Source organism: Cupriavidus sp. 10L45 (assembly GCF_056395225.1).
Genome location: NZ_JBFTJC010000004.1, coordinates 116,003 through 134,793 on the forward strand (window position 1 = coordinate 116,003; position 18,791 = coordinate 134,793).

The window sequence follows — 18,791 nt, forward strand, 5'->3', positions numbered from 1 at the left end:
GAGACAAACATGGCCGCATACGTCATCGACAGCGCCCTGTTCCGGGACCAGTTCAGTACCGCGCAGATGCGCGAGATTTTCAGTGATGACACCACGGTGCAGCGGTGGCTCGATGTGGAAGCCGCGCTGGCCAAAGTGCAGGCGCGCCTGGGGATCATTCCCCAGCGCGCCGCCGACGAAATCTGCGCGAAGGCGCGGGTCGAGCTGATCGACCTGCCCGACCTGAAGCGCGAGATGGACCGTACCAGCCACCCGATCGTGCCGCTGCTGCGCGCCATGAAGAAGGTGTGCAGCGGCGACGCGGCCGAGTACATCCACTGGGGCGCCACCACGCAGGACATCATCGACACCGGCACCATGCTGCAGGTGCGCGATGCGCTGGAGGTCATCGGCACCCGCTACGCGGAGCTGGAGGGCCATCTGGTGAAGCTGGCGCAGACGCACCGCGACCTGACCATGGTGGCACGCAGCCATGGCCAGCAGGCGCTGCCCATCACGTTCGGCTTCAAGGCTGCCGTCTGGGTCGAGGAGATGCGCCGGAATCAGGAGCGCTTCGCGGCCATGAAGCAGCGTGTGCTGGTGGGGCAGTTCTCCGGCGCGGTCGGCACGCTGGCGGCACTGGGCGACAAGGGCATCGCGGTGCAGGAGGCGCTGTTCGAGGAGCTGGGCCTGGGCTGCCCGCGCATCCACTGGCATGTCTCGCGGGATAGCATCGCCGAGCTGGCCTGCGTGCTGGCGATCTGCACCGGCACCATCGGCAAGATCGCGCATGAGGTGTACAGCCTGCAAAAGACCGAGACGGCCGAGCTGGAAGAACCGTTCGCGATGGGCAAGGTGGGCAGCAGCACCATGCCGCACAAGCGCAATCCGCCGACCTGCGAAACCGTGGTGGCGCTGGCCCGTCTGGTGCGCAACACCGCGCCGATGGCGCTGGAGTCGATCATGGCCGAACACGAGCGCGACAAGATCGTGCTGCAGACGGAACGCGAGTTCATCTCGCGCCTGTGCTGCATGAGCGATGCGGCAGCGTTGAAGCTCGGCTACGTGTGTGCCAACCTGACTGTGCGCCCGGCCAATATGGAGAAGAACCTGTTCATCCAGCGCGGCCTGCTGATGTCCGAGGCCGTCATGATGGGGCTCAGCGACCGACTGGGGCGCCAGGAGGCACACGAGATCGTCTACGAGGTCTGCATGGACGTGTTCGAGCGCGGCGGTGACTTCCGCGAGGCGCTGCTGGCGAATCCGAAGGTGGCGGCCGGCATCAATGCGCAAACCATCGACAAGATGCTCGACCCGCACGGCTATACCGGCATGGCGGGGTTCTTTGTGGATCGGGTGGTGGGGCAGCAAGCGCGCTGACACGCGCTGCGCAAGCAAGAAGCGGGTGCCGGGATTTTTCCGGCACCCGCTTTGCATTGCGGCGGTTTGTGGATAGGGATTACTGGCGGAAGTGGATAAAGCAGTCGGCGGCGTCGGCAAGGCTCTCGCAGGACAGGACCGTGGCGATCAACGCTTCCGTGCGCTCGGCGCCCAGCCCCGGCACCAGCAGCGTGCGCGCCTTGCTGGCGATGCGCGCTTCCTGCCGGTCGAGATCGGTCTCGGGACGGCTCGCATCGCTATGGCAGGCATGCATGCGGCCGTTTTCCAGCGTCACGGTCGCCCGGGCGTTCGCGCGCGGCATCGCGGCTTCGCCATGCACACGAATGCGTTGGCGCAGCGCGGCCAGCGCAGGGTCGTCCAGCGCGGCGGTGAAGCTTTCCGCCGCAACGGTGCTGTGGCCGGCCAACGCCAGCGCGGCCATATGGGCGATGCTGAACTTGGCCTCCGATGGCGTGCTGGGATTGGCGATACAACACACATCCAGATACTGCGGCTCGATGGCGATCTCCACCGTCCCGATCTCGGCTGCTGCAGCACCGAGCTGCTGGCGCAATTGCAGGCAGGCCTCGATCGGCGCCTGCGTGCCGTAGCAGGACGCGTGGTACTTGTAGACGATGCCGTGCACGCGCGAGGTGGTGGCATCGCACCAGATTGCGTCGGCATCCCACGCGCCGGCGTACAACGCCGCGAAGCCCTGCTCGCGCTCAAGGATGTCTGGCACTGCCTGGAAGCCTCGCGCCGCCAGCCGGGCGGCGCGCAGGCCAATCGCGGCAGCCTGCCCGGCGTGCAACGGCTTGCACATTGTGCCGAACAGCGCGCGCATGCCGCCCGCCTGCGTGGCGGCGATACCCAGCGCATGCGCGGTGCGGTCGACATCGAGTCCGAGCAGTGAGGCCACAGCCACCGTGGCGCCCAGTGCGCCGAGCGTGGCGGTGTTGTGCCAGCCCAGCCGGTAGTGATCTTCGCCCATGCAAGACGCCACGCGGCTCTGCAACTCGACGCCTGTGGCAAAGGCCGCCAGCACCGCGATACCGTGATGCCGGCCCCCTTCGGCCTGCGCAAGAATCGCCGGCCACAGCGGCACCGACGGATGGACGCGAGACTGCAGGTGCGCATCGTCGAAATCGAGCACATGGGACGCCGTGCCGTTCACCAGCGCGGCCTGCACCGCGCTGGCGCGCGAGCCGTCGAGCAAGGTGGCGCATGGGTTGGCGCCCTCCTCCCGCACTTCGGCCAGCAGGATCTGGACCGGTGCCTCCCGCCACGCGGCATGCGCCACGGCGAACCAGTCGAGCAGGCTGTGACGGGCGATACGCCCCACGTCAGTCGGCAGCCCGCCCGATGCCACGGACAGGCTGTGTGCCACCAGTTCCCGCGTCAGCCCTTGCGGCAGGCCCACGGGATGCAATGGAGGATGTGGCGCGTTCATTTCACCTCCATCGTCTTCAGCAGCTTGTCGCTGATGCCGGCGCGGTAGCGGGCGATGTCATCGACAATGTACTGGCGGAACCTGCTGGTCGGCATGTCGACTTCACGGGCACCATCCTGCCGCACCACGCGTTGCAGTTCGGCATTGCGCAGCCCTTCCGACACGGCCTTGGACAGGCGCTGCACGATCGCATCCGGCGTGCCGGCGGGCGCCACCAGGCCGTACCACTGCGTCACTGTCACATCGATGCCCAGTTCGCGGAAGGTCGGCACATCGGGAAATGCCGGGGTGCGCTGCTCGCCCGTCAACGCCAGCAGCTTGAGCTTGCCGGACTTGACCTGCCCCATGATCGGCGGCGCGGTGGCGAAGAACAGGTCGGTATGCCCGCCCAGCAGGTCCGTGATGGCGGGGCCGGAGCCACGGTAGGGAATCGGCGCGATCTCGACGCCGGCCTTCGCCTTGACCATCTCCATGGTCACATAGCCCACGCTGCCGGGCCCGGACGACCCGTAGCTGATCTGCCGCACCTTGGATTCGGCGAACGCAGCGGAGGCGTTCTTGTAGCGATCCGCGGCGGCGAACAGGCCATGCGGCGCCTGGACCAGCATGCCGATGGCGACAAAGTCCTCGGGTACCTTGTAGGGCAGTTCGCTGCCCCGGATCGCCGCCGCCAGCGACATGTTGCTGCTCATGCCCATCAGCAGCGTGTAGCCGTCAGGCTTGCTGCGCGCCACCTGCTCGGCCGCCATCATGCCGCCGGCGCCACCCTTGTTCTCGACGACCACGGGCTGGCCAAGCTTGCGCGAGAGCTGATCCGCGATGAGCCGGCCGTACAGGTCGCCACCGCCGCCCGGCGGGAAGCCCACCACGAGCTTGATCGGCCGATCCGGATACTCCGCGTGCACGGCCGTGGCCGCGATGCATACCATCATGCACAGCAGCCAATGCACGCCACGCCATGCGCGTGTGGCCGCGCTTTCCCTATGCAAAGTCATCGTTGTCTCCTCCAGTCGTTATGCCGGCTGCCGCTGACGGCAAGCCTGCAACGATTCTGGACGAGCCCCTGCAAAGCGCATGGATGTTCCACGATTCGGAACGACGCGGCTTGGGGAGGTACGGTAGGGGGGATTCGTGTCGCCTTGCGCGAAGGCGACACACGCGGCAGGGGTGCGACGGGCTAGTGCCCGTCATCCCCGCCGATCAGCCACCGCGTTGCACGGCGGCCGGAGGTATTACGAAGGCGATTACGAGCCGACCTTGAGTCGGCCGCCGCGGCCCAGGCCGCCCTTCACTTCCTGCGCCTTGTAGTTGCGCAGCGAGACCACCATGTTGTTGTAGGCGTCCATGAACGCTGCAACCGTGGCCTTGCCTTCCGGCGTGCGGGAGAAACCGCCAAGCCCGCCGGCCGCGCCGCCGCCAAAGGCGCCCAGTGCGGCGCCGAAGTTGGTGGCCGTGGCGTTGCCTTCGGAGATGGAGAGCTGCACGCCCGAGCGGATGTCGAACATGGTCAGCGTCACGACCGATGCCTTGCTTTGCATCGCACCGCCAACCAGTGCGCCGGCGGCGCCGAACAGGCTGCCCACGCCGGCAGCCAACTGGCCCGTGGCGTCGTTATCGATGATGATGGCCGGCTCCATGTAGAAGTCGGCGGCCACGCGCTGGCCCTTCTGCTGCTTCGAACCGGCCCGGAACTCGCCCGAATTGCGCTGCTTGTCGGTGATCGACGACAGCTTGCTTTCGGTGCGGTTATTGCCAACGGACGTGATCACGAAGCAGTTCGACTGCTGCACGGCCAGGCGGATCAGCGGCTCGATGGTCGTGATCTTGGTGGTGGCGCCGAAGCTTGCGTACCACTCCTTGCCACGGCCATCGTCCACGGCGAGCGTGCCCAGGGGCGCGTCGCAGCGCTCCAGCGACGGATTGGCATTCACGCTGCTTGCGCCGCCCGCGGCGCCGGTGGCGGCCGTCGGTGCCGTGCCAGTGGAGATGCTACCGCCGCCGCCCGGGACGGCACAGCCAGCCAGAACCAGGGACGCGGCCAGTGCGGCCAGGCGCAAAGAAGTCTTCTTGGGCATGAAATCGCCTGTTATTGGAAGTGATGGAAAGAGGAAGGGTGGGACGGCTTAGCGCAGATGCCAGCCGGAAGGGCCCCAGACCCAGTAATACGGGTAGCCGCTGTACCACGCGTACCAAGACTTGCGATACGCCTCACGCACCTGATACAGACTCTGTTCGTCCTTCTTGGCGGCCTGGGCTTGCGGAATCAGGTCGCGGGCTTCCTTGTTGCCCTTGGAGGCAGCGCGCGTCAGCCAGGCCTCGGCTTCCGCCGGGTCCGATCCCATTTCCTCGAAGCCCATCAGATAGATTCGCCCAAGCGCGAGCTGGGCCTGCACGTGGCCGTTGTCGCCAGCCTTGCGCATCCACTCGAGGGCTTGATAGCTGTTGCGCTCGACGCCGTCGCCGCGCAGGAGGCGCAGGCCCAGGTCATAGGCCGCGTTCGGATTGCGCTCCGCCACTTCGGTCAGGGCCTGCATGCGGCGCTCGGCCTCGGCATCGACGGGCGCGTCCCGGAATGTGCTCACGCGTCGGTCTTGTTCGGTGCAGGCATTGCCGTTGCACACGCGTACCGTGGGCGAGCGCGACAACTGCCCTTCTGCCGACTGCGCGGCGCAGCCCGCCAAGCCCAAAACTGTCACGAACAACAAAGGAACTGAAAAACGCATAGCAACCCACCCCGAACATATTTATTTTTTTTGCAATACCTCGAATACTTAGCTTTGTAAGTAAACGTGTAGATTGTAACGGCATTGCATGTGGGGATTGCAACACATCGTAATGCGAATCAGTGCTTTTGTTGCGTCGCGGACACGTTCTTGTCAGGGTAAACCCGGGAAAAGGCAGGAGGCAGGGCCTCCCGCCGCCCCGGATCAGTCGATCTTCGCGCCCGATACCTTCACCGTCTGGCCCCACCGCTGTTGCTCTTTGATGATGGTCGCCGCGAACGCTTCCGGCGATTGCCACGCCGGCTCGGCGCCCTGCGCTTCCAGCTTGGCCTTGGTATCCGGGTCGGCCAGCACGGTGCGCAGCGCGCCCGACAGCTTGTCGACGATCTCCTTCGGCGTACCCGCCGGCGCCAGCACCCCATAGAAGCCCACCACCTCGAAGCCCTTCAGGCCGGACTCCTCCATCGTCGGCACATCGGGCAGCGCCGGCGAGCGCTTGCCGGACGTCACCGCCAGCGCGCGGACCTTGCCTGCCTTGATGTACTGGGTGAAGAGCGGAATCGAATCGGCCATCATCTGGGCCTGCCCGCCCATGACGTCCGTCAGCGCTGGCGCACTGCCCTTGTACGGGATGTGAACGATGAAGGTGCCCGATGCCTGCTTGAACATCTCCGGCATCAGGTGCGAGATCCCGCCGTTACCGCCCGAAGCGAAGTTGAGCTTGCCCGGGTTCGCCTTGGCATAGGCGATGAATTCCTTGAGATTCCGTGCCGGCACGTTGTTGTTGATCACCATGACCAGCGGGATCAGCGCGGTGCGCGCCACGGGCGCGAAGTCCTTCGGCATGCTGTACGGCAGCTTGGGATACAGCGAATTGTTGATCGACATCTGGCCCGTATTGGCGATCAACAGCGTATAGCCGTCCGGCGCCGCCTTGGCCACGCTGTCCGAACCGATATTGCCGGCCGCGCCGGCCTTGTAGTCCAGCACCACGGACTGGCCCAGCAAGGGCTGGAGCTTCTCCGACAGAATGCGCGCGTGCGTGTCCACCGGACCGCCAGGCGGAAATCCCACCACCATCCGGATCGGCTTCTCGGGCCAGGCGGCGTGGGCAACGCCGGCCGCGAAGGCCAGCGGGGTAAGGGCCAATACGGCCAGGGCTTGCCGGGCACGGCGGGCAGCGAACAACGTCATCGTCTTGTCTCCGGAGGCGGCCCCTCTCTACACGGCGGCGGACCGAAGCGCTATTGTGACGTTAATGTGACATTTTTGTGAAGGTCCATTTTTGTGAAGATCAGAACGCCTCATTGATCTGGAAATACACGCCTTTCGTGTTGCGCCCCACGCCGGCATCGAAGCGAACATTGACCCGCGGCTTGAACTCGAAGCGGTAGCCGATGCCGCCATTCGGCAGCCAGTGCCCCCGGAACAGCGCCCCCACATTGGGGCTGACCGCCCCGGTGCCGAGCCAGAACACCATGCCCTGCCGCCCCGCGATGTGCCAGCGGTATTCGGCCTGCACCCCCGCCATCACCTTGTCCCGGAACTGGCCCGAGAAGTAGCCGCGCATCCGCTTGTTGTTGCCGAGGGTAGCCATCATGTCCCAGGGCACGTCGCCCCAGTTCATGTTGGCGTAGGCGTCGAAGGCCAGCACATCGCGCTCGCGCATGCGGAAGTACTTGTTGAACGTGAGTTCCACGTTCTCCATATCGGTGTCGCTGCCGAGTTCGCGGCGGTAGACGGTGACGTTGGCCAGCAGCGATTCGCCCCGGTAGGGATTGGGGATGAAGTCCCGCGTGTCGTACGAGAAATGCGCGCTGACCCCGGAACTGAGCACGCGGGGGCCATGCGGGTCGGTCGCCAGCTTGCTGTCGGCGCCGCGCTCCAGCTTCACCGCATCGTCGTACTGCAAGCTCCATCCCGCCCCCAAGTAGATGTTGGGACGCACCCGCATCATGATCTTGGGCTGCAGTACCACCTCCTTGCGCGTGAAGGCTTCCTTGTTGGCGTTGTCGATGGCACTGCCGTAGCCGATGCCCCAGTAGGCGGTGGGCATGTTGATGAGATCCGCCTCGATGAGAAAGCGGTAGCTGTCGTCGGCAAAGAACGTGTTGTTCTCGATCGAGATGCCGTAGGCGCCCTTCACGGTGCCGAAGCCGCGAATCGACAGCGTGGATAGCTGCGTCTCCTCTGCGGCGTTGCCCGGCTTGTAGAGGCCGATGGCCGCCGCGCCAATGCCGAAGCCCATTTCCGGGTTGTAGAACGGCCCCGGCAGCACGCCCCAGTCGATGCCCTGGCTCACGTCCACGGCGTCCGATGCGCCGAGCTTGGTGAGGATCCGGTCGATCCAGCCCTGCTTTTCTTCCTTGCTGGCCGGCGCGCCCACCGCTTCCACCACTTCCACCGGCTCGTCCGCCCGCCCGGGCATGGCGGCGCCTGCCAGGCCAATCGACACACATATCGACACACACAAGCGGCGGAGGTAACGGACATGCATGATGGAACCCCGAGATACTGCATCTTGGTGGAGCCACCGGATGCATCCAAGTGAATCCTTTCGAAGCCGCCCTGCGTGTTTTTTTGCGATGTCCCGGGGAGGACTCGAATTCACTTAACGCGCCGCCCGAAAAGACTGAATTCCCTTGCCGGGCGGGCCGTCGCACAATCCGCGAATTGTCAGCCCCCGCGTGTGCCTGCGCGGGTTCGCCGCAAGGAGACCCCCACGATGAGCGCGCGCCGCTCCCGCCGCCGGACGCCTGCGCTGGGCCGCATCCTCGGCATGCTGCTGATGACCGGCGCCGCCACCACGGCGACGGCCTCTCCGTTCGACCTGCCGAGCACCATCCCGAACATGTTTGGGGTTGGCGTGGGCTCCACCACCGAGTACGCCGGCGGCAACGAACGCATGATCGGGGTGCTGCCGGGCCTGCGCTACACCACGGAAAGCGGCCGGCTGCTGGAATGGTATGGCCCCTACGCCCAGTTCAACTTCGGCAGCCTGACGGGCTTCCAGTACGGCCCGGCCGTCTCCCTTCGCCTGGGACGGAACGATGTGGATGACGCTGTCGTCTCCAAAATCCACGAGATCGACACCACCGGGGAAGCCGGCGGCTTCATCAGCTACGAGTACATCCATCCCGGCAGCATTCCGTACCGGCTGCGCGGGGGGATCAATGTGCTGACGAACGCGGGGATCGTGTATGGCGGGGCCCGCGTGTCGGCGACGGGCACCTTCTGGGTGCCCGTGCACACGCGGATGATGCTCGGGCTCGGTGTGGGCCTGACGTGGGTGAGCGGCAGTTTCAACCGGACCTACTTCGGCGTGACTGCGGAAGACAGCGCTGCCAGCGGCCTGCCCGTCTACACGCCCGGCGGCGGCCTGCAGCAGGGCACGGGCTGGCTCGGGGCGATCTATCGGATCGACCAGCACTGGTACGCGGGCGCGATGATCTATTACCAGCGCATCACCGGCAGCGCCGCCGACAGCCCGATCGTCACGCAGCGCGGCACGCGCAACCAGGTGACCTACGGCGCCGGCATCGCCTACGCCTGGCGCTAGGCCGCACCGCCTTTCATCACTTGGGAAACAGGAAGGTCACCACCGCGCGCCCGCCCCAGCCGTGCGGGCCGCTGACCGGCCCCTCGGCCCAGTACGTGGCGAACAAGGCGAAGCTGACCGGCCGATCCTTGAACTTGACGAGCTTGCTGATGCCCGCGTGAATCGGCACGCTCCATTGCGACTGCTTCCAGCCCTGCTGCCGTAGGCTGCCTCGGCGAAAAGAACAGGCTTTGCAGCGTATCGCCAAGGCCGGTCTGTGTGCCGGAACCGGGGGTGAGGGACGATTGGTGCGTCACGGGCAGGATGGTGCGCGAGATCACGTTCCAGTCCGCGTTGAGCGTGATCGGCACCACCGGCTGGATGTTCATCGTCAGCCGCTCGCCGTCATGCACGGGGCCGATGCCCCGGTCGTAGTTGAATTGCAGCGGCACGCTGATCAGGGCGGCCACCGGATTGCTGAGTTTCTTTGCCAGCTCCGCGGAGTCTTCGGCATGGGCAGGCAGCAGCGGGGCGATCAGGATCAGGCCGGCAGCCAGCCGGCGGTCAAAAAGGGAAATTCGCATGCCCGTCAGTAAGGTGGATTCACAACCACGTATTGCGTGCCTTGCGGCTGATACCACGTGGTGCCGCACTGCTGGTACACCATGCCGCCATAGTTGACCGGCGCGCAGCCGGGCGGCACGGTGCGAACCATGGAGCCAATCACGGCGGAGGTCACGGCCACCGTGGCGGTCACGGCGGCGGCCGTCGCCACGGGGTGGTAGTCATTGTCCCAGCCGTTGTGGCAGCACCCGCCGCCCCCTTCCACGTTCACGTTTACGTTGCGGTTCGAATTGACGTTCACGTCGCGGTTGGCATTGACGCTGTTGACACTGTTGCTGCGCACGTTGTTCGCGCGCGCATCCACGTTCTGGTTGTTGACGTGCTGCGCGCCACCGCCGCCCCGCGCCGGCGCCGCCGCGGCACGATTGCCGCCGCCCGCGTGCCCGCCTCCACCTGCGTGCCCGCCTCCACCTCCGGGACGCGCGTCCGCCAGAGGGGCCCACGCCGTGGCTGCGGCGAGGAAGATCACGGCCATCGACAGCAAGAAGCCCTTCCCAATAGCCTGATGCATGATGCAGCTCCTTTACTGAGACTTCAGCGGAACGAACTTCGCCTCGGTGGCACCCTGGGGCGGCGTGAACGCGAAGCGGGATGCATTGAAGCCCGGATTGATGCGCCACCGGATCAGCGAGACCGATTGCGGGCGTGCCTCATCGGCCCGATTGGTGATGACCAGCTTGCGCGGCAGGGGCCGCGCGCCGGTGGCGATCCAGATCTGCCAGTCGACATTGCCCTGGCGGAAGGCATAGTGGTCGCAAACCTCGCCCTCCACCACGTCCTGGCCGGCATTCATCGCCGAGGTCATGTTGTCGAGCGGCGCCTGGGGCGTGCCCCAGAGGAACAGGTCCGCCACCGGCAGCTCGATGCCGTACCGCTCCTGCAGCCGGTTCCCCAGCGCGTCCAGGTTCTCCGTGAACGGCGCCTTCGAGTAGTACTTCTGCTCGGGCAGGTAGAGCACGACCGTCTTGCCGTCGTAGATCAGGTCGCGCGCGGACCGTGCACTGCGCATCTCGGCGCGCAGCATGTTCGGGCGTTGCACGTCCACCTTGGCCGTGGCCATGTGGAGCAGCTTCTGGCCGTCCTGGAGCACCCGCTCGCCGGAGAGGTCCACCTGCGCCTCGAACGTCCGCAGCGTCTGGAGATAGGCGCCCATCTTCTGCAGCGCCTGCACCACAGCCGGGTCCACGGCATTGGCCGCTGGGGGCGCGGACGAAGACGCAGCCGGGGCCGGGGGCGGCGCCGCGTTCGATTTGGAAGCGCTGGGGGGCGCAGGAGCCGCCGGAGGCGTCGATGGCGCGTGGCTACAGCCCCAGAGCGAAACGGCAAGCAGGCTCGATACCGCAATGCGTCTCATGGCAGGCTCCCTGAAATCTGGTTTCGTGCCTGATCCTTCTCCACTTCGCGGTCTTACGGAAGTCAATTTTTCTTTCATCGAATTAACAACTATCGATAATCGGCATGAAAAGTGTTGCGCTGTGACGCATGCCGCCCACCAGCGGGAAAAATGCAAAAAAAAGCCATCCCGGAAAACAGGATGGCCAGAAAAGCTCCTAAGCGGAGCACCATTTGCTGATGGGGCGCTGCGGCGCCGTCTAGGCCACGGCTATCGCATTGACTTCCAGTTCCGCGCCATAGTGGATGGTCGGGCACGGGACCACCGTGCGCGCCGGCGCCGGGCCGTCACCGAGGATCTGGGCATAGAGTTCATTCACCCGGGGCCAGTTGGCGATATCGGCGATGAATATCTGCACGTTGACCAGGTTCTGCATCGAACTGCCCGAGGCCAGCAGGATGGCTTTCAGGTTGTCGAACACCTGCCTGACCTGGGCGTCGAGGCCGGCCGGGATTTTCAGGTCATCGCCCAACATAATCGGGAGCTGGCCCGACACGAATATCAAGCCATTCGCCTTGACCGCCTGGGAATAATGGCCGCGCGGCAACGGCGCGCTGGCATGGTTGATGTACTCGATCATGCCTGTTGCCGCCTTTGGCTGGCCTGCCAGAGGCGGTCGAAATCCGTCGCGCGTTTCTCGGTGAAGGCATCCAGCCCTTCCTGCCATTCGGCACGCGGCACGTCGGACACAGAGCGGACCACCCGGCCCCAGTCATAGCCGGCATGGGCGTGGAGGTGGCCCTTTGCCGCCGCCAGCGCGCCCGGCGGGGCGTTGGCGACGATGGATTTCGCCAGCTCGAAGGCCCGGCCCAGCGACGCGCCCTTCTCCGCCACTTCATTTACCAGCCCACGTTGCAGCGCCTCGGGCGCCGGCAATCGCTTCCCGGTGAGTACAAGTTCGAGTGCCTGCCGGGTACCGACGATGTGCTGGAGCAGCGCCAGCCCGGTATTGGGGATGACGCCCCGGGTCACCTCGGGCAGCGCGAACCACGCCCCCTCTTCCGCGATGACCAGATCGCAGGCCAGCGTCAGCTCGAAGCCGCCGCCCACGGCCGGCCCCTGCACCGCCGCCACGACGATCCGCTTCTCTTCCGCCAGCCGGCGGAACAGCAAGGCGGGGTCGGTCCGGGGGTCGGCCTGCTCCATCCAGCCATCGCGCAGGTCATCGATATTGGCGCCGGCGCAGAACGTCGGCCCATTGGCGGCAATCACCAGCGCCCGGGCGCCCTGCGCCTGGCTGGACTCGATGGCGTCGAACATGTCGCCGACCATCCGCCGGGACAGCGCATTGCGCCGCTGCACGTCATTCAGCGTGATGACGGCGATGTCATCCCGGACGTCGAGAATCAAGGTAGTGAAGGTTTTCATGGTCACGCGCAAGGTCTGAGGGTTAAGCGGTCGCGGAAGGCATCAGGGAGCGGCGTGGGCCGGGCTTGCGCGGCATCCATCAGCACGCAGATCGCCTTGGCCCGTGCGCAGAGGGTGTCGCCCATATAAAGCCCCTGCATCAGTTCGAACGAGGTATTCCGGGCCGCCACGGGCGTGGTTCTGACTTCGATTTCACCCGGGTAGAACACCTCGCTGAGGAAATCGATGGCCAGGTGCGCCACCACGACGGTCTTGCCTGCCATGCAGGGCGCCAGATCGGCCTGCTGGAAGATCGCCATCCGCGCTTCCTCGAAACAGGTGGCGATCGCCGCGTTATTGACGTGCCGGAACTGGTCCGTGTCGCCGTTGCGCAGCCTTAAACGCGTCGAAAAACTGGCGCTTTCCGCACTTTCCAACCTCGTCATCCTGTCCCTCCATACGGTTCCGGTTTGTTCGAAAACGTTTTCGTAAAAGATAGCATGCAGAGCGGCACGGCACAAGGCAAAGCTTGCGCCGGGTCGATCATCGAAGGGGATTAGCGGGGTCTGGGCGGGCCGTCAGACGAACGGAGGATCAGCTCGGGCCGCCAGACTTCCTGCAAGGTCCTGGGGTCCGCGCCGTCTAGCCGGGCGAGCAGCATTTCCACCAGGCGCTTGCCGACGCGATTGGTTTCGGCGGTGAAGGTGGTGAGGGGCGGCGTCACGAGCCGCGCCACGGGATGGTCGTCGCCGCCGATCACGCCAATGCCCTGGCCCACGACCTTGCCGGCCTCGGCAATCGCCCGCATCACGCCCACTGCCACCATGTCCTGCCCGCAGACAAAAGCCGTGGGCGGATTGGGCAGCGCCAGCAGCGCACGTGCAGCGCGCAGCCCGCCCTCCTCTGTCATGGCTTCCTCCACGCACAGTGCCGGGTCGAGCGGAATGCCGGCCGCGCGCAGCGCCTCTTCATAGCCAAGCCGCTGGCAGTAGCTGAACATCAGGTACTCGGGCGGGTGCACCAGCGCAATCCGGCGGTGACCCAACGCGATAAAGCGCCCGCAGCCATCCCGGCCCACCACGGTTGCGTCGATATCGACAAACGGAAAGTCCTGCGAGCTCTCGCTGCGGCCAAAGGCCACGAACGGGATGTCCCGTTCCAGCAGATATTCGATCCGTTCATCGTGCCGGCGCGTACGGCCGAACAGCAGCGCATCCACGCGCTGCTTCTCCACCAGCCGCTTGAAAACGTCGATTTCCGTTTCCACGGTGCGGCCGGACGCGATGATCACCTGGTAGTTGGTGCCATCCAGCGCTTCGTCGATCCCCGACAGCATGTTCAGGAAGAACGGATGCGCGAACTGCGTCTGCGGCGCCGAGATCACAAAGCCAATCGTGTCCGACGACTGGCGGCGCAGGCGCCGGCCAGCCGGGTCCGGGCTGAATCCGAGTTCCGCCGCAGCCTTCAGCACGCGTTCGCGCGTGTCACGGCTGACGTCCGCCCGGCCGTTCATCGCCTTGGAGACCGTGCTGACCGACAGCTTCAGATGAGCTGCAAATTCCTTGATGTCCACTTGGGATTCCCGAGGTGCTTTGGGCAACATTATCGCTCACCGCGCTGGGCTGCGCCTATCCGGCCCGAAACCGTTTTCCGCAGGACTTTGCCCCATCTGCTTGACTTCCCCTGGTTCAAACACTACCCTTTCGAAAACGTTTTCGATGATCCGCTAAAACCCCGGCGAGGAGCACACCATGTACGACACTTCCCAAGACACCGAGATTTCCATGATCCGCGAGACCGCCAGGCGCTTCGTCCGGCAGCGTCTGGTCCCGCTCGAACAGCAGATCGAAACCGACGACGACGTCGAACTCGACCTGCTGGCGCAACTGCGCGCCGAGGTGGCTGGGCTGGGCCTATACGGCTTCAACCTGCCCGAATCCATTGGGGGCCCCGGCCTCTCCGCCGCCGCCAAGGTCGTGGTGCTGGAGGAGCTGACCTACACGTCGGTGCCGCTGAGCGAAGTCTTTGGCCACCTGCCGCTTCAGTTGACGCAGGCCAACGCCGCGCAGCGCGCCGGTTTCCTGCCCGATGTGCTGTCCGGCAAGAAAACCATCACCTACGCACTGACCGAGCCGAACGCAGGCTCCGACCTTGGCGGCCTGAAGACCCGCGCGGTCAAGGTGCCGGGCGGCTGGACGCTCACCGGCAGCAAGCACTTCATCTCCCATGCCGAAACCGCGGACTACATCATCGTCCTGGCCGTAACCGACCCGGCCGCTTCGCTGAAGGACCGCTTCGGCACCTTTATCGTCCGGCAGGGCAACCCCGGCGTGGTCGGCATGACGCGCTACAAGAAGATGGGCTGGCGGGGCTACCACCTCAACGGCTTCACGCTCGAGGACTGCTTCGTCCCGGACGAAGACGTACTCGGCGCGCCCAACGCCGGCTTCCTCGGCATGATGCAGTCGATCAATCAGGACCGCCTGCTCTCCGCCAGCCGCTCGTTGGGCCTGGCAGCGCGGGGCCAGGCCATGGCCTGCGAGTATGCGAATGAGCGCAAGGCGTTCGGCAACGCCATCGGCCAGCATCAGGGCATCCAGTTCATGCTCGCCGACAACGACGTCGATATCGAAGCCGCACGCCTGCTGATCGGCCGGGCGGCGGAACTGATCGAAGCCGGCGACCCGGCGGCGCGCATCGCCGCCTCCCGCGCCAAGCTGTTCGCCAGCGAAATGGGCTGCCGCGTGTCTGACCGCGTGCTCCAGATCTTCGGCGGCATGGGCTATATGTGCGAGCTGCCGGTCGAGCGCTTCTACCGCGACGCGCGGGCATTCCGCATTGGCGAAGGCACCTCCGAGATGCAGCGCCTGCAGATTGCTCGCGCCGCGCTGGCGCAGTGAGGGACGGATTCATGTATCAGCAAATCCTAACCGCGCATGATCCGCACCTGCCCGCCTTCCATCAGGCAGGCAAACCCGTCACCCGGGGCGAACTCCAGCAGGCGTCCCAGCGCGCGGCCAGCTTCCTTTGGGAGCGGGGCCTGCGCCGGGGCGACACGCTCGCCGTCTGGATTCCCGATGGCGCCGTCTGGCTGCAACTGCTGTTCGGCGCGGCGCAGCTGGGCGTGTTGGTGGTGCCCGTCAGCACACGGCTGAAAACGGCCGAAGCGCTCCATGTAGTGAATACCGCACAGGCGCGGATGCTGGTGGTGCCCACCCGCTTCCTGGATTTCGACTATATCGAGGCCGCCTCGGCCATCCAGCACGCCGTCAGCGCGCTGGAGCATGTGGTGGACGTGCCGGTGAGCGGCGAGTTCATGTGGGACGCCTATCCCGTGCGCGAGGAAAGCCTCGGCGAGGGACTGGACCCGTGGTGCACGTTCAGCACCTCGGGCACCACCGGCAAACCCAAGCTGGCCGTGCACACGCAGTCCGGCATCGTCACGCACGCGCTAAACGTGGCGGCGGCCACGGACATGCGGCCCGGAGATGCCACCCTCTGCGCCCTGCCCCTCTACGGCGTGATGGGCTTCGTCCTGGCGATCTCCTCGCTGGCAGCAGGCGCGGCCTGCGTGTTCCTGCCCGTGTTCAAGGCGCAGGCCGCGGCCGAGGCCATGGAACGCCATGCAGTGACCCACTTCTACGGCTCCGACGCCATGCTCGACATGGTCCTGAGCGTGCCCGTCCACAGTTTCCGAAACTGGCGCCGGGGCGGCTTCGCCGAGTTCGCGGGGCTGGGCAGCCGCATCACCGACAAGGCCTGGGCCGACTGGCAGGTGCCGCTCACCGCCGTCTACGGGATGTCCGAATGCTTCGCGCTGGCCGCGCTGCGCGATACCAACGCGACTGGCGACGAACGCCGGCTGGCCGGAGGCCACCCGGTTGCGCCCGTGATTTCGTTTCGCATCGTCGATCCCGCGACCGGCGAAGTCGTCCCCGAAGGCGAACAGGGCGAATTGCAGCTGCGCGGCTACAACGTGACGGCCGGCTACCTCAACAACCCGACCGCCACGGCGGACGCCTTTACCGCCGATGGCTGGCTGCGCACAGGTGACCTCGCCCGGGCGCAGGGCCGCGCGTTCCAGTACCTGTCGCGCCTCAAGGACACGCTGCGCCTGCGCGGCTACCTCGTGGACCCGGCCGAGATCGAGGAATTCCTCGTCACGCATCCGGCGGTGGCGGCAGCGCAGGTGGTGGGCGTTCACCAGGAGGGCGAAGGCGATGTCGCGGTGGCCTTCATCCGCACCCGGGCAGCAGACGTGAGCGAAGCGGCGCTGCTGGAGTTCTGCAAGCGCGGCATCGCGGGGTTCAAGCTGCCCCGGCGCATCGTGGCGTTGGACAGCTTCCCGCAGGTGGACGGCCCCAATGGGGTCAAGATTCTCAAGCACGTCCTGCGCGATCTCGCGAAGGGACACCTTCAACCCGCACCGAACCCCCAAGACAACACGAGGAAGACGCCATGAAACTCAAGGAAATCAAATCTGACATCGCCTGGGCCACGCCGAAACGCGTGGTAATCCATGGCCTCGACCTGTGCGATGACATCGTCGGCAAGCTGGACTTCGGCCAGATGGCCTTCCTGCAGATCTTCGGCCGGCTGCCGGCGGACGACAACGAGTTGCGCATGTTCAACGCGATGATGGTGATCCTGGTGGAGCACGGCATCACGCCGTCCTCGCTGGCCACCCGCATGACCTACTGCGGCGCGCCCGAGGCGGTGCAGGCTGCCGTGGCCGCCGGCCTGCTGGGGCTCGGCTCGGTGTTCGTCGGCTCGCTGGACAACGCCGCGCGCCTGCTGCAGGAATCGCTCGCGGGCAGGGACGTGAGCGATGACGTCGACATGAACGCGCTGGCCACCGACATCGTGGCGGGCTATCGCAGCCGGAAGGAGATCCTCCCGGGCATCGGCCATCCCTTCCACAAGCCCATCGACCCGCGCGCCCCGGCGCTGTTCAACGTCGCCCAGGAAACCGGCTTCGATGGCCCGTACATCAAGCTGATGGTGGCGCTGGGCGAACAGGCGACGCAGCAGGCCAACCGGCCCCTCCCCGTCAACGTCACCGGCGCGATGGCCGCGGTGGCCTCGGAGATGGGCATTTCTTGGAAGATCTGCCGGGGCCTCGCCGTGGCCGCGCGCTCGGTCGGACTGGTCGGCCACATCCTCGAGGAAATGCGCCAGCCGATGGCGGAAACGCTCTACCTGCGCATCGAGCACGAAGCCAGCGCGCATCTGCGCCCCGCTGACGAAGCCTGACGACAGGGGCACACGCATGACCCGGGCCCCAGCCGTGCATGCCGGCGATTCGCTGTCCACCAGCGAATTGCTGCATCGCATCCGCGCGTGCGTGAAGGACGTCCGGCACGGCGCCCGGGGCGCGGACGACCGGGACCATGCGGTACAGCAGCGGCTGGACAGCCTGCTGCGCAATGCCATTGCCGCCCGGTCGATCTCGGAGATGGCTGTGGCGCTGGGCAGCGCAGCGGAACTGCGCATCTTTCCGGCCGAAGCCGATCTGGAGCGCTGCACCGAGGCCGTCAGAGCTTCCGGTGCGACCGTGCTGCGCGCGCTGATCTGGACCGTGCGGCACCGCCACGCCCGGCATCTCGAACAGCTCAGGCGGCGCCGCTAGCCCAGTCCGGTCAACGGTCGGAAAACATAAGCCCCCGCCACTCCAGGAGTCGCGGGGGCTTTCTTCTACCGGGGCCGGTATCGGCCCCGGTCATTCAATAAGGTCGATACAGTTCCAGCCGCTGGCCGCTGTGCATGTAGTCCGCCCGGTAGCCGGCGCGCAGCACGGGGTTAGCGAGGAAGGTGTCGAATAGGCCGTCGCGCAGATACTCGCGGCGGATATGCACGCCGGCCACCTGGCCCAGCACCAGCCAGTGGTCGGTGCCGTCGCCGTTCAGGTCCTTGATTTCGCGCACATCCAGCAGCTTGCATTCCAGTACGGCCGGAGACGCCGCCACGTGCGGCGCGCGGATGGCGCGCCCGGGCGCCGGCGCTACGCCACAGAGGCGGAATTCATCGACTTGGGGGTCCACCGGCTCGGACGTGGCGTTCATCTTCTCGGCCAGCTCCCGGCTGACGAAGTTCCACGCGAACTCACGCGTCGCCTCGATATTGCGAACGCTGTCCTTGTACCCCTCGCTGGAGAAGGCAATGATGTACGGGTCGGAACACATTGCCGTGCAGAAGCTGTATGGCGCGAGGTTGGGGGTGCCGGCGGCGGTCAGGCTCGAAATCCAGCCGATGATGCGCGGCGCGACAATCGCCTTGAATGGATCATGGGGCAGGCCGTGGCCGGCATCCGGGCGATAGAAATAGACGTCGTCTTCCATGGGGCAGTGGTGTGATTGA

General features: G+C 66.0%; 20 protein-coding genes. 6 read left to right on the forward strand and 14 right to left on the reverse strand.

Annotated features, from left to right (window positions below):
- The first annotated feature begins 9 nt into the window (after nt 1–9).
- Nucleotides 10–1,359, forward strand: coding sequence for an adenylosuccinate lyase (gene purB, locus AC1DFU_RS08605; protein ID WP_441592739.1), 1,350 nt, complete (start codon nt 10–12; stop codon nt 1,357–1,359).
- A gap of 79 nt (nt 1,360–1,438) precedes the next feature.
- On the opposite strand, the gene AC1DFU_RS08610 is transcribed toward purB, so the two are convergent.
- From AC1DFU_RS08610 to AC1DFU_RS08635, 6 genes are all read right to left on the reverse strand, one after another.
- A complete protein-coding gene (locus AC1DFU_RS08610) occupies nt 1,439–2,809 on the reverse strand; it encodes an MmgE/PrpD family protein (protein WP_441592740.1) in 1,371 nt (456 codons plus the stop codon).
- The gene (locus AC1DFU_RS08615) at nt 2,806–3,804 is read right to left on the reverse strand and encodes a Bug family tripartite tricarboxylate transporter substrate binding protein (RefSeq protein WP_441592741.1); all 999 of its coding nucleotides are present in this window, start codon (nt 3,802–3,804) and stop codon (nt 2,806–2,808) included. The genes AC1DFU_RS08610 and AC1DFU_RS08615 overlap by 4 nt, the downstream gene beginning before the upstream one ends.
- 249 nt (nt 3,805–4,053) lie before the next feature.
- The gene (locus AC1DFU_RS08620) at nt 4,054–4,884 is read right to left on the reverse strand and encodes a hypothetical protein (protein WP_092294889.1); all 831 of its coding nucleotides are present in this window, start codon (nt 4,882–4,884) and stop codon (nt 4,054–4,056) included.
- Between the two features lie 48 nt (nt 4,885–4,932).
- On the reverse strand, nt 4,933–5,391 hold the full coding sequence (locus AC1DFU_RS08625) for a tetratricopeptide repeat protein (protein WP_369823423.1): 459 nt from the start codon (nt 5,389–5,391) through the stop codon (nt 4,933–4,935).
- Between the two features lie 345 nt (nt 5,392–5,736).
- Nucleotides 5,737–6,726 carry a Bug family tripartite tricarboxylate transporter substrate binding protein gene (locus tag AC1DFU_RS08630; RefSeq protein ID WP_092294885.1) on the reverse strand — a complete coding sequence of 330 codons (990 nt, stop codon included), beginning with the start codon at nt 6,724–6,726 and terminating at the stop codon, nt 5,737–5,739.
- Nucleotides 6,727–6,826: 100 nt separating this feature from the next.
- Nucleotides 6,827–7,987, reverse strand: coding sequence for a BamA/TamA family outer membrane protein (locus tag AC1DFU_RS08635; RefSeq protein ID WP_441592742.1), 1,161 nt, complete (start codon nt 7,985–7,987; stop codon nt 6,827–6,829).
- 270 nt (nt 7,988–8,257) lie between these two features.
- On the opposite strand from AC1DFU_RS08635, the gene AC1DFU_RS08640 reads away from it, so the two are divergent.
- Nucleotides 8,258–9,091, forward strand: coding sequence for a MipA/OmpV family protein (locus tag AC1DFU_RS08640; RefSeq protein WP_441592743.1), 834 nt, complete (start codon nt 8,258–8,260; stop codon nt 9,089–9,091).
- On the opposite strand, the gene AC1DFU_RS08645 is transcribed toward AC1DFU_RS08640, so the two are convergent.
- The 7 genes from AC1DFU_RS08645 to AC1DFU_RS08675 form a co-directional block, all read right to left on the reverse strand.
- Complete coding sequence (locus tag AC1DFU_RS08645) at nt 9,088–9,654, reverse strand: hypothetical protein (RefSeq protein WP_441592744.1); 567 nt, start codon at nt 9,652–9,654, stop codon at nt 9,088–9,090. The two genes, AC1DFU_RS08640 and AC1DFU_RS08645, sit on opposite strands and share 4 nt — an antisense overlap.
- A gap of 5 nt (nt 9,655–9,659) precedes the next feature.
- Nucleotides 9,660–10,205, reverse strand: coding sequence for a hypothetical protein (locus tag AC1DFU_RS08650; RefSeq protein ID WP_441592745.1), 546 nt, complete (start codon nt 10,203–10,205; stop codon nt 9,660–9,662).
- A gap of 12 nt (nt 10,206–10,217) precedes the next feature.
- Nucleotides 10,218–11,048 (reverse strand): DUF2092 domain-containing protein, encoded by an 831-nt coding sequence (locus AC1DFU_RS08655; protein WP_441592746.1) that lies wholly within the window; start codon nt 11,046–11,048, stop codon nt 10,218–10,220.
- A 238-nt stretch (nt 11,049–11,286) separates the two neighbouring features.
- A complete protein-coding gene (locus tag AC1DFU_RS08660) occupies nt 11,287–11,667 on the reverse strand; it encodes a RidA family protein (RefSeq protein WP_092294880.1) in 381 nt (126 codons plus the stop codon).
- On the reverse strand, nt 11,664–12,455 hold the full coding sequence (locus tag AC1DFU_RS08665) for an enoyl-CoA hydratase/isomerase family protein (protein ID WP_441592747.1): 792 nt from the start codon (nt 12,453–12,455) through the stop codon (nt 11,664–11,666). The genes AC1DFU_RS08660 and AC1DFU_RS08665 overlap by 4 nt, the downstream gene beginning before the upstream one ends.
- Nucleotides 12,456–12,457: 2 nt before the next feature.
- Complete coding sequence (locus tag AC1DFU_RS08670; protein WP_211942863.1) at nt 12,458–12,871, reverse strand: acyl-CoA thioesterase; 414 nt, start codon at nt 12,869–12,871, stop codon at nt 12,458–12,460.
- A gap of 119 nt (nt 12,872–12,990) precedes the next feature.
- A complete protein-coding gene (locus AC1DFU_RS08675; protein ID WP_441592748.1) occupies nt 12,991–14,007 on the reverse strand; it encodes a LacI family DNA-binding transcriptional regulator in 1,017 nt (338 codons plus the stop codon).
- 178 nt (nt 14,008–14,185) lie between these two features.
- On the opposite strand from AC1DFU_RS08675, the gene AC1DFU_RS08680 reads away from it, so the two are divergent.
- The 4 genes from AC1DFU_RS08680 to AC1DFU_RS08695 are packed head-to-tail and all read left to right on the forward strand — an operon-like array spanning nt 14,186 to nt 18,063.
- Nucleotides 14,186–15,334 carry an acyl-CoA dehydrogenase family protein gene (locus AC1DFU_RS08680; protein WP_441592749.1) on the forward strand — a complete coding sequence of 383 codons (1,149 nt, stop codon included), beginning with the start codon at nt 14,186–14,188 and terminating at the stop codon, nt 15,332–15,334.
- Between the two features lie 11 nt (nt 15,335–15,345).
- Entirely contained in the window at nt 15,346–16,896 is a 1,551-nt protein-coding gene (locus tag AC1DFU_RS08685; protein ID WP_441592750.1) for an AMP-binding protein, read from the forward strand.
- On the forward strand, nt 16,893–17,687 hold the full coding sequence (locus AC1DFU_RS08690; RefSeq protein WP_441592751.1) for a citryl-CoA lyase: 795 nt from the start codon (nt 16,893–16,895) through the stop codon (nt 17,685–17,687). Before AC1DFU_RS08685 ends, AC1DFU_RS08690 begins: the two co-directional genes overlap by 4 nt.
- Nucleotides 17,688–17,703: 16 nt before the next feature.
- Nucleotides 17,704–18,063 carry a hypothetical protein gene (locus AC1DFU_RS08695; protein ID WP_092294866.1) on the forward strand — a complete coding sequence of 120 codons (360 nt, stop codon included), beginning with the start codon at nt 17,704–17,706 and terminating at the stop codon, nt 18,061–18,063.
- A gap of 94 nt (nt 18,064–18,157) precedes the next feature.
- On the opposite strand, the gene AC1DFU_RS08700 is transcribed toward AC1DFU_RS08695, so the two are convergent.
- Nucleotides 18,158–18,772 carry a flavin reductase family protein gene (locus AC1DFU_RS08700; protein ID WP_441592752.1) on the reverse strand — a complete coding sequence of 205 codons (615 nt, stop codon included), beginning with the start codon at nt 18,770–18,772 and terminating at the stop codon, nt 18,158–18,160.
- Between the last annotated feature and the right edge of the window lie 19 nt (nt 18,773–18,791).